The following is a 10,056-nucleotide window of genomic DNA, read 5'->3' as shown; positions in this document are numbered from 1 at the left end:
CGCCTTCTGTCGTCAATCTACTCGACGCGCTCCAGGGCTGGCAGTTGGTACGGGCGGCGAGCGCGGCGCTCGGGGCGCCCGCCGCGGCCTCCATGAAACACGTCTCCCCGGCGGGCGCCGCCGTCGCGGGCGAGACCGACGCGACCGCCCGCGCCACGTTCGCGCTGGACGCGCCGCTCTCGGACGTGGCGTCCGCCTACGCACGGGCCCGCGACTGCGATCCGCGCTCGTCCTACGGCGACATGGTCGCCGTGTCGCACCCCGTCGACGCCGCCACCGCGCGGCTCCTGGCCCGCGTCGTCTCCGACGGCGTCATCGCCCCCGCGTACGAGCCGGGCGTCCTCGCGACGCTCTCCCGCAAGAAGCGCGGCGCGTTCCTGGTACTGGAGATGGACCCCGGCCATGTACCGCCGCGGGAGGAGGTCCGGGACGTCTTCGGGGTGCGCCTCGTCCAGGACCGGGACCCCCTGACGATCGACGGCACGGCCCTCGGCGACGCGGACGGCTTCACCGAGGAGCTGCGCCGGGACGCCGTGCTGGGGCTGATCGCGGCGCGGTACGCGCAGTCCAACTCGGTGGCGTACGTGTCCGGCGGGAAGACGGTCGGCATCGGCACGGGGCAGCAGTCGCGGGTGGACTGCGTGCGGCTGGCCGGGGAGAAGGCCGACCGCTGGCGGCTGCGGCGGCATCCGCGGATCGCCGGCGGCGCGTTCCCGGCCGGGACGCCGCTCCAGGAGCGGGTGAACACCGTGCTGCGGATGGCCGACGAACTCGACGCCGGTGAGCGCGCGGCGTGGCTGTCCCGCGAAGCGCCCTGCACGCTCGCCTCGGACGCCTTCTTCCCGTTCCGCGACAACGTGGACGTCGCCGCCGGGCACGGCGTGCGCTGCGTGGTGGAGGGCGGCGGATCGAAGCGGAGCGACGAGGTCGAGGCGGCCTGCCGGGAGCACGGCATCGTCCTGGTCCGCACGGGACTGCGGCTGTTCTCCCACTGATCTCCCACTGAATCATCCCTGAGGGCTACTGGACGGCGGCGGGCGGTCGCGGTATGGCATCCGAGTTCCACGACATCGGCATAGACGACGCAATGGCGCGGCGCTCCCTCAAGTGGGGGCGCAACGGGCCCTCGGTACTGGGCGCGTGGGTGGCCGAGATGGACTTCCCCCTGGCGCCGGAGGTCCGTCAGGCGCTGCACCGTGCGGTCGACCACGGCGAGACCGGCTATCCGCTGCGCGACATCCGCACGGGCCTCCCGGCGGCCTGCGCCGACTGGCTGCGGGAGAGCTTCGGCTGGTCCGTGCCGGCCGAGCAGATCTTCCTGGTGCCCGACATCCTCACCGGCATCGGCCTGGGCATCGACGCGTACAGCCCGCCCGGTTCGGCCGTCGTCGTCCCGACGCCCGCCTATCCGCCGTTTTTCGAGATCGTCGAGGCCCTGGGCCGTCCCCTCGTCGAGGTGCCGCTGACGACCGACGCGGGACGCCCGACGCTGGACGTCGAGGGCATCGGCGCGGCGCTGGCGGCGGGCGCGCGGACCGTCGTCCTGTGCAGCCCCCACAACCCGGCCGGGCGGGTGTTCACCCCGGCGGAACTGACCGCCCTGCGTTCCGTCGTCACCGCGCACGGCGCGCGGGTGATCGCCGACGAGGTGCACGCGGGCCTGGTCTACCCCGGTCATCGGCACGTTCCGTACGCCTCCCTCTCCGCCGAGGCGGCGGCGCACACCATCACGGTGACGTCCGCGTCGAAGGCGTGGAACATCGCCGGACTCAAGTGCTCCCAGGTGATCCTGACGAACCCGCGGGACGTGGTGCGCTGGCGGCAGCTGCCCTTCCACGCGCGGCACGGGTCGAGCACGCTGGGCATCGCCGCCAATATCGCCGCCTACCGCGAGGGGGACGCCTGGCGGCGGCGCGCGGTCCGCTATCTGGACGGGAACCGCCGGTTCCTCGACGAGGCGCTCGCGGCCGAGCTGCCGGAGGTCGGCCACCGCTCGCCGGAGGCCACCTACCTGGCGTGGCTGGACTGCCGGGGCCTCGGCCTGGACGACCCCGGCGGCTTCTTCCTCCGGCACGCCAAGGTCGCGCTGAGCGACGGGTCCGTGTTCGGGGCCGCCGGGCGCGGTTTCGTACGGCTCAACTTCGCCACCTCGCGCCCCCTGCTCCAGCGCATCGTCACCGCGCTGGCCAAAGCCGCGCGGGAACGCCCGTGAGCTCCCCCGCGCCCGCTCGATCCGAGGACGGACGGAGGACACGGTGACGGACACGGCAACGGAGCCGGAGCGCGGCTCGCCCCCGGACGGCGCGAGGGAAGTGATCTTCACGGTGAACGGGGAAACGGTCCGCCCGGTCCTGGACGTACGCGAATCGCTCCTCGACGTGCTGCGCGAGCGGCTGGGGCTGACGGGCGCGAAGAAGGGCTGCGACCACGGCCAGTGCGGCGCGTGCACCGTCCATGTCGACGGCCGCCGGGTGCTGGCGTGCCTGACCCTCGCCATCGCGGTCCGGGGCCGGGCTGTGACGACCGTCGAGGGGGTCGCCGCGCCGGACGGCGCCCCGCACCCGCTCCAGCAGGCGTTCATCGACCATGACGCGCTCCAGTGCGGCTACTGCACGCCGGGCCAGATCATGTCGGCCCTGGCATGTGTGGCCGAGGGGCACGCCGGGGACGACGACGAGATCCGGGAGTACCTCAGCGGCAATCTGTGCCGGTGCGGCGCGTATCCGGGGATCGTGGCCGCGGTCCGCGACTACGCGCGCACCGCGGCGGGCTGAGCCGATGCGCCGCTTCTCCTACCGCGCGCCCGAGACCGTCGCCGAGGCCGTCGCCGCGCTGGCCGAGGGCGGCCCCGGCACGCGACTGCTGGCCGGTGGGACGAGCCTGTACGACCTGATGAAGCTGGGCGTCGAGACGCCGTCGGCCGTCGTGGACATCGGGCGGCTGCCGGAGCTGGCCGGGTTCGACACGTCCGGCCCCGACGAGCTGGTCTTCGGCGCCTGCGCGCGGATGGCCGACGTCGCCGAGGACGCGGTGCTGCGCGCGGACTATCCGGCGCTGGCCGAGTCGCTGGCCCTGGCCGCCTCCCCGCAGGTGCGGAACATGGCGACAGTGGGCGGCAATCTGCTCCAGCGCACCCGGTGCGGCTACTTCCGCGGCGGTGAGGCGTTCCCCTGCGACAAGCGGCGGCCGGGCAGCGGCTGCGCGGCCCGCGGCGGCCTCGACCGGGGCCACGCCGTGCTCGGCGCGGACGGCGCCTGCACCGCCGCCTACCCCGGCGACTGGGCGGTGGCGCTGCTCGCCTTCGACGCCCGCCTCGACCTGTACGGGCCCCATGGCGCCCGTACGATCGCACTGGCCGACCTGCACCGGGACCCGGCCGACGCCCCGCACCGGGAGCACACCCTCGGCGCGGGCGAACTCATCGTCCGCATCCGCGTCCCTACCACGCCCGCCGGGCGCGCGTCCGTTTTCCACAAGGTCCGGGACCGCGAGTCCTTCGCCTTCGCGCTGGCGTCCGCCGCCGTGGTGCTCGGCTTCGACGGCCGGGGCCGGGTCGCGGACTGCCGGATCGCGCTGGGCGGCGTCGCCACGCGCCCCTGGCGGTCCGAAGCGGCCGAACGGGCGGTCGTGGGCGAGCTGTTGACGGAGGAGAGGGCCGTACGCGCGGGGGAGGCCGCGTTCGCGGACGCCCGGCCGGGCACTCACAACGCCTTCAGGATCCGCCTCGGGGCGCGCGTCGTCGCCCGAGCGCTGCGCACGGCCGCGGAACGGGGCACCTCATGAGCGCATCGGATCCCAGTGCTCCGCTCCCCCGCGCCCCGGCCCCGCGCGCCGATGCCCCGCTCCCCCGCGTCGACGCCTACGAGAAGGTGACCGGTGCGACCCGCTACAGCGCGGACCGTACGCCGCCCTCTCTCGCGCACGCCATGCTCGCCGTCGCGACCGTCGGCAGGGGCCGCGTCACGCACGTCGAAACTTCGGCGGCCCGCGCCGTGCCGGGCGTGCTGCTGGTCGCGACGCGCTTCGAGGAGCACGAACTGCGCCCCGCGGGCTACCGGTTGACCGGCGGCTACGGCTTCCAGACCCTGCAACCGCTGCTGGACGACCGGATCGCCTACCGCGGCCAGCCGATCGCGCTGGTCGTGGCCGAGACCCTGGTCGCGGCCGCCGAGGCGGCCGCGCTGATCGAGGCGCGGTACGAGGAGGAGCCGGTGGCCGTGACGCTCGACGCGCCGGGCGGCGAGACGCTGGGGCAGGCGACGGCCCTTCCTCAGCCGATGTTCGCGGACACGTCGGTGGGCAACGCCGACGCGGCGTTCGCGCGGAGCCCGGTGCGGTTCGACGCGGAGTACGACATCCGCCCGCAGCACCAGGTCCCGATGGAGCTGCTGGGCACGGTCGTCGAGTGGCGCGGCGACGACCTCGTCGTGCACGAGTGCACACAGAACTCGGAGGCGGTGCGGCACGGTCTGGCCCGCCAGCTGGGCGTCGACCCGGCCCGTATCCGCGTGGTCTCCCCGCAGGTCGGCGGCGGTTTCGGGCAGAAGACGTGGCTCCAGTCGCACGTCGGCCCGCTGGCCGTCGCCGCGCGCCGGCTCGGCAGGCCGGTGAAGCTCGTCGTGCCCAGGACGCAGACGTTCCACGGGAGTACGTTCCGGCCCGCGAGCCGCCACCGGATACGGCTCGGCGCCGACCGTTCGGGGCTCCTCACAGCCCTCGTCCACGAGACCCGGCAGCAGACGTCCCGGCACGACCTGTTCGCCTCCGACTTCACCTCCGTCACCGCGCGCATGTACGGGATCGGGGACTTCCGGGGCCATCAGCGGCTGACCCGCACCGATGTGCAGACGCCGGGGTTCATGCGCGCCCCCTTCGAGCACGCCGCCGTGTTCGCCCTCGAATCGGCGGTGGACGAGATCGCCTGCGCCACGGGCCGCGACCCGGTGGCGCTGCGGCTGGCGAACGACACCGGCGTGGACCCCGTGACGCAGCGGCCGTTCTCCTCCCGCCATCTCGCCGCGTGTCTGCGCCGGGGCGCGGAGCTGTTCGGCTGGGCGGTCCGTACGCCGCGTCCCGGCTCGATGAGCGCGGCCGACGGCGCTCTCGTCGGGTGGGGCGTCGCAGCCGGTGCGTACCGCGCCTCCGCGGGCCCCGCCGTCGCGCGGCTGCGGCTGACGGCCGACGGCGGGATCGCCGTCGAGGTGTCGGGGCACGAGATGGGACAGGGCCTGCGGACGGCGATCGCCCGTACGGTCGCCCTGGACCTGGGGATCGCGGCCGCGCGCGTACGGATCGGGGTCGGCGACACCGGCGGGGTGCCGCAGCATCTGACCGCCGGTTCCTGGGGGACGGCCACGGCGCTGCCCGCGGTCCACGCCGCGCTGCGGAAGCTGCGGGCCCGGCTCGGGGCGCCGGACGAGGGGCCTGTCGATACGGTCGCGGCGGCGGCTTCGACGGCTGCCGCCGGGCGTCCGGAGACCGTGGCGGAGGCGGTTTCCCTCCCGCCGGGCCAGTCCGCGCAGGCCGCCGACCGGCTGCGGGCGGGGCTGCCCACTCCGGCCGGGCCCGAGTACCCCGGCTTCACGGCGTTCAGCTTCATCGCCCACTTCGTGGAGGTCCACGTGGAACCGGACATCGGGCGGGTCCGGGTGGAGCGGGTGGTGAGCGTCGTGGACTGCGGCCGGGTCGCGAGTCCGGTGACCGCCGCGTCGCAGATCCGCGGCGGTGTGGTCTGGCATCGGGGCGGCGCTGCGCGAGCGCAGCGAGCCCGAACCCCGCTTCGGCGGGTTCCAGAACGCCGATCTGGCCGAGTACCTCGTCCCCGTCAACGCCGATGCCGGCCGGATCGACGTCGACTTCATCGACGTGCCCGACCCGCTGGTCAACCCGCTCGGGGTGAAGGGGTGCGGCGAGGTGGCGCTGGTGGGGGTGGCGCCCGCCATCGCCAACGCGATCCATCACGCGACGGGCCGGCGGCACCGGGCACTGCCCATCCGGGCGGAGGACGTACTCGCGTAGAGGAATGAACGATTCGCCAATTCGCGCTAGTGGTACGGGAGTTGACTCCGCTACTGTCGGGGCGATGCGCAGCCGTCCGTACGTCGCAGCCCTCCTGTCCGCCCTCGTTCTGACGGCGTGCGGCTCACAGGCCGGCCCGCCGCGCCCGCACGGGCCCACCGGGTCGGACGCTCCGACGAGGGAAGCCGAGTCGAAGAAGCCGACGAGGCCGGCCACGTCGAAGGGGCCGACCGGGTCCGGGAGTCCCACGGGGCCGGCGGAGAAGCGGGCGAAGCGCGGGGACGGAGCCGAGCTGATGTACCGCGCGGGCGGCCGGACCAGCGCGCAGAACCCCGCGTTCTCGCCGGACGGGAAGTCGATGCTGTTCACGCTCTTCCACGACGGCTACAACGCGGGCGCCGCCGCGCTGCGGGTGCTCCCGCCGGGAACCGACGGGCAGCCGTCCGCCCGCGCGGCACGCGGCGGTTCCCGGACGCTGCTCGACGAGTCCGGTCAGGCCGCCGTGAACCTGCCCGGTTCCAGCTGGCACCCGTCCGCCGGGGTGGCGTTCGCCTCCGACCGGGCGGACCGTGACGAGATCTGGGTGCTGCCGCCCGGCGGGAAGCCCGCGAGAGTGACGCGGCACGGCGGCGACTCGGGGTATCTGGAGCCCAGTTTCTCGCCGCGCGGGGACTGGATCGCCTTCCAGGAGAGCGTGGAGCGGGAGGAGCCGGAGTCAGCGGATCCGGAAGACGGTGAAGGCGACGGTGACGAGAGGGAGGAGGAGGCGCGGCCGGAGCGGTCCGCGCTCGGCTCCCTGTGGAAGGTCCGGCGGGACGGCAGCGGGCAGACCCGGCTGCTGAACGGCCCCGCCACCGGTACGGACAACCGGCAGCCCAACTGGTCCCCGCGAGGCGACCGGCTCGTCTTCCAGCGCCGCGAGCAGCACAGCGACGCGTGGGCGCTGTACGTCATGAACGCGGACGGCGGCGGGCTGCGGCGGCTCACCGCGGGCGCGGGCGAGCACACCGACGCCAGCTGGTCGCCGGACGGCCGTTCGGTGGTCTTCTCCTCCACCTCGGGCGGGCTGGAGATACCGCAGATCTTCGTGATGTCCGCCGACGGCGGCCGGCCGGTCCGGGTGACGCGGAACAACAGCTATGACGGCGCGCCCAGTTGGTCGCCGGACGGGCGGTGGATCGCGTTCGAGTCCCATCCCGGGGACGAGGAGCGGCCGACGTCGCTGTGGCGTATCCGCGTCCCCGGGGCGTAGGCGGGAGCGGTCAGCCCGTGGTGATCGCCAGGAGGGAGTACTGGGTGACGGTCAGGGCGACGGTGGCCTCGTTGCCGGAGACCGTCCAGGAGACCGGCTGCGGGGCGGGCGAGGGCCCGTCCGGCGAGCTGACCGTGGCCGACTTCACCTGCTTGCCCGCCGGGACGACGAGCGAGACCGAGCAGGCCGCCGGGGTGACCTTGAAGGCGGCCGGGGCGTCCCCGAAGCCGGTGAAGTTGACCAGCTGCACGATGGTGTCGTCGCCAAGCCGGCTCGCCTCCAGGTGGATACGGCGGTCGCCGGTGAGCTTGACCCGCGCCGGGGCCGCCGCGCGGACCGGGGCGAGCAGCTGGTCGGCGCTGGCCTGGTCGGTGTTGGCCAGGTAGCTGTGGCCCAGGAGTGCCTTGAAGTACCAGCAGACGCCGGAGCCGAACCGGTTCTCCTTGCTCACGGGCAGCGGGTCGGCCTTGCGGAAGCCGAGCACGTCGGCGAGGGCCAGCTCGGCGCGGGCCGTGCCCAGCTGGTCGTACGCGGTGGGCGCCGGGCCGGTGATCACAACGGTGCCGCCGCCCGAGACGAAGCCGCGCAGCACCTCGGCCTCGGCGTCCGAGACGGCCTGGAGGTTGGGCAGCAGCAGCGCCCGGTAGCCGGTCAGGTCGGCGGCGGTGAGCCCGGGGCTGGTCACGGTGGTGAACGGGATGTGCTCGAAGACCAGGGCCTTGACGGTGCCGCGGAACTCGCCGAGCCACTGCTGCCGGGTGCAGCTCTCCTCCGCCTCGCTGGCCCACCACTCCTTGACCCCGGCGGGCTTCTTGGTATTGACGTACATGCCGTTGCCCGGCGAGGGGCTGACGAAGTCGCGGGAGGCGGCGGAGTGGTAGACGCCGACGTCCGCCAGGGGCGTGGCGTCGTACAGCTGCTTCTCGTGGGCCTCGACGAAGCCGTACATGCGGGTGCGCATCGGGAGGTCGGCGCTGTCGCTCTTGAACGGCGTCTTGACCTCGTACGCGTTGCAGCCCGCGGCCAGCACCTCGGCCATCACCAGGGAGGCGTCGTCGGCCTTCCAGCCGTAGGAGAACGCCCAGGCGGGCTTCGCGCCGCTGGCGGCCCGCGCGTACTTGTACATCGAGATCAGACAGGTCCAGTCGGAGGCGGTGGCGTGCCGCATCCCGTCGTAGTTGCTGAGGATGTCCACCTCCCAGCACTGGCTGAGCCCCGGCGTCTGCCGGGTGTACGCGCCGTCGAGCCCGATCAGGGTGGCGTACTGGTAGTCCATGCTCACCGTCTCGGAGAAGGTGACCAGGTCCGGGTTGACGGACGCGCCGGCGGCGGCGATATCGACCTGCCACTGGTGCAGATTGCGGTGACGCCACTCGACGAAGCGGCGGAAGGCGAGGTTGCCGAAGTCCTTCTTGGCCGGCAGGTCGAGGCCGGTGTCGGCCTTGAAGGCGGTCGCGGCCCACGTGGAGGCGTCGCACCAGTCGGCCGCGCCGTCGAAGTAGATCGGCACGTCCGGCCAGATCGCGTCGACGCCGGTGGCCGCGAGCAGTTTGATCCGGCCCAGGTAGTAGTCGCGCCACGGGGAGTTGGGGCTCATCCAGCAGCTTTCGTCGCCGGGGTCCACCCATACGACCAGGCTGCCGTAGAAGACATTGGGCTTCCCGTCCAGGGAGCGCTGCACCCATGCCTTTCCGTTGCTGTTCTTGTAGAACGAGGGGCCCTTCTCGCCGCCGGCGCTGATCAATTCCAGTGACGGGTAATACATGACGACCCGTATGCCGGACTGGTGCGCCAGGCCCACGAAGGTTTTGATCGTTTTCAGGTGCGCGGTGTACTGGGCGTCCGTCAGCCAGTTCGACAGGATGGTGTCGACCTCGATCACGCTGACGTGCTGCGCCTTGAGCGCGGCGATCACCGGCTTCAGGGCGCCGGCCTCGGCGTCGTCGTCGAAGGTGGCGTCGGCCAGTCGCGCGTATCTGCTCCAGTCGGGGAAGCCGCCGAGGAGCTCCGCTCCGGGGGGCGCCTCGGCGGGCACGGCCCAGGCGGTCCGGCCCTGCGGGCCCGGCAGGGCGGGCAGGAGATTCGCCGTCAGAGCGGCGCCGCCGACGCCGAGCCCTGCCTGTAAGAGTCTTCTGCGGCCGAATCTTCGCTCTCGGTTCACGGCTTCTCCCTGATTCTCGTGTCGGTTCCGCTGCCGGTCCCGTTTCCGGTCCCGTTTCGGGTCCCGCTGCCGGATCTGTTCGGTGCCCGAGAATTCTGCCTGACCGCTTACTGATCATTTCTGGAAATCGGAGGGAGATTGCATCCATGGAGGGAATCGTCCGGATCACGACTTGCGGTTTCCGGGAGAAATGAGACAACGGCCCGTCGACGGTGATTTCTCATACGCCGCGGCTGCCCGCGCGTCAAGCGGGCAAAGGAGTCGCGCCGGGCGTGACGGGTGAGCGGCGGGCACCGCGACCGGCTCGGGCAGGGCCGTTGTCAGTGCCTCCTGCCATGCTGGGAACCGCTCGGCACACCAGCTCGGTCAAGGCCCGTTCACCACAGACTCGTTCACCACCGGCAGGTCGGAGGATCAGCTCATGCTTACGACCGATCACGTCCTGGGCGCACCGGTCCGGGTCGACCTCGCGACCCCCGACGTCGAGGCGGCCGCCGCCTTCTACGGAGCCTTGTTCGGCTGGGAGTTCGAGCTCGCAGGGCCGGCGGCGGAGGGGCGCGGCGTCTTCCGGCTCGGCGGGCTGGTGGCCGCCGCGGCCGGGCCGCTCGTCGAAGAGGGCACGGGC

7 protein-coding genes and 1 pseudogene are annotated in these 10,056 nt (G+C 73.2%); 7 read left to right on the top strand and 1 reads right to left on the bottom strand.

All coding sequences use genetic code 11. From position 1 onward, the window contains the following. From ACFU99_RS19960 to ACFU99_RS19935, 6 genes are all read left to right on the top strand, one after another. A partial coding sequence (locus ACFU99_RS19960) for a phosphoribosylaminoimidazolecarboxamide formyltransferase (protein WP_384393713.1) occupies positions 1-995 on the top strand: 995 nt, incomplete at its 5' end. A 53-nt stretch (positions 996-1,048) separates the two neighbouring features. Further along, entirely contained in the window at positions 1,049-2,212 is a 1,164-nt protein-coding gene (locus ACFU99_RS19955) for a MalY/PatB family protein (RefSeq protein WP_384393710.1), read from the top strand. Positions 2,213-2,255: 43 nt separating this feature from the next. Further along, the gene (locus ACFU99_RS19950; RefSeq protein WP_384393707.1) at positions 2,256-2,774 is read left to right on the top strand and encodes a (2Fe-2S)-binding protein; all 519 of its coding nucleotides are present in this window, start codon (positions 2,256-2,258) and stop codon (positions 2,772-2,774) included. Between the two features lie 4 nt (positions 2,775-2,778). Beyond that, complete coding sequence (locus ACFU99_RS19945) at positions 2,779-3,783, top strand: FAD binding domain-containing protein (protein WP_384393704.1); 1,005 nt, start codon at positions 2,779-2,781, stop codon at positions 3,781-3,783. Beyond that, positions 3,780-6,026 carry a xanthine dehydrogenase family protein molybdopterin-binding subunit gene (locus tag ACFU99_RS19940; protein ID WP_384393701.1) on the top strand — a complete coding sequence of 749 codons (2,247 nt, stop codon included), beginning with the start codon at positions 3,780-3,782 and terminating at the stop codon, positions 6,024-6,026. Before ACFU99_RS19945 ends, ACFU99_RS19940 begins: the two co-directional genes overlap by 4 nt. A gap of 56 nt (positions 6,027-6,082) precedes the next feature. Further along, positions 6,083-7,270: a hypothetical protein gene (locus tag ACFU99_RS19935; protein WP_384393698.1), complete on the top strand. Its 1,188-nt coding sequence runs from the start codon at positions 6,083-6,085 to the stop codon at positions 7,268-7,270. 10 nt (positions 7,271-7,280) lie between these two features. On the opposite strand, the gene ACFU99_RS19930 is transcribed toward ACFU99_RS19935, so the two are convergent. Continuing rightward, entirely contained in the window at positions 7,281-9,431 is a 2,151-nt protein-coding gene (locus ACFU99_RS19930; RefSeq protein ID WP_384393696.1) for an alpha-amylase family protein, read from the bottom strand. Positions 9,432-9,852: 421 nt separating this feature from the next. Here ACFU99_RS19930 and ACFU99_RS19925 point away from each other — a divergent pair. Further along, positions 9,853-10,056: pseudogene (locus ACFU99_RS19925) on the top strand (VOC family protein); the annotation flags it as partial.

This window comes from Streptomyces sp. NPDC057654, from assembly GCF_042800135.1.
Taxonomy (GTDB): Bacteria; Actinomycetota; Actinomycetes; order Streptomycetales; family Streptomycetaceae; genus Streptomyces.
This window is presented reverse-complemented; position numbering and strand designations above follow the sequence as displayed.